Origin of the sequence: Caballeronia arationis (assembly GCF_001544975.2) — a bacterium.
In the GTDB taxonomy this organism is placed as follows: domain Bacteria; phylum Pseudomonadota; class Gammaproteobacteria; order Burkholderiales; family Burkholderiaceae; genus Caballeronia; species Caballeronia arationis.
Window position 1 is genome coordinate 1 of record NZ_FCOG02000537.1, and the last position, 792, is coordinate 792.

Genomic DNA, 792 nt, shown 5'->3' on the forward strand with positions numbered 1-792 from the left:
GTTGCTTCCGGCTGGAGCATTTGCCGGGTGGGACTTACACCCACTGGAAAGCGCCACCTTTTCACGGCGCACACCCGTTTCTGGTATTCCGTATAACCGGACAGATGCCCGGCAAGAAAGCGTTCTTCGTCAATGAGCCGCCATATCAGAAACGGAATCATCGCGGCGACTGAGACAAACCCCGAACACGAGCCTAGCGCTAGCGGCGTGCCGAGAAGGTACAGGGATGCACTCGCGTACATCGGGTGGCGAACGAATGCATATGGCCCGGTCGAAATAACCTTCTGATTCTCTGCGACCTCGATGATTGCTGAAGTGAACGTGTTTTCTCTATACACAAGGAAAATGAGAAAAAAGCCAATCGCAACGAGCGCGTCCCCGCCCACAACACCAACGAGAGGCATGGTGGACCAACCAAAACGGTGGTCAAGCGCGGGCACGACAAGAAGGGCTATGAAGGCGATTGACGTACAAAGCATGATGAACTTCTGAGCAGGTCGCTTCTCCGCCGTCGGACCGCCGCTCATTCGACGCTCGAGAAGCGCCTGGTCCTTTCGCATGAGATACAGCGTAATAAGCACCGATGCGCCTGTGAAGATCGCCAAGTACGCCCATGCTTCCCAATAGTGAACGGTGCCCTCGGGGACGAACAGTAGAAGGCTCATCACAACGGCGAGGACGGCAAGTGCGAGCCATGCCCTTGCATTAAGGTTGGCGGTTTCAAGCCGAAGTGCAACAGGGGGGTTAATGTTTAGCGTTTTGAGGTTGGGTTGCTGAGGCGAGCGTGGCGGC

At 55.9% G+C, this 792-nt stretch carries 1 protein-coding gene; it reads right to left on the minus strand.

Annotation, left to right across the window (positions count from 1 at the left end):
• A partial coding sequence (locus AWB81_RS43705; RefSeq protein ID WP_200822658.1) for a methyltransferase family protein occupies positions 1–605 on the minus strand: 605 nt, incomplete at its 3' end.
• Positions 606–792: the final 187 nt, after the last annotated feature.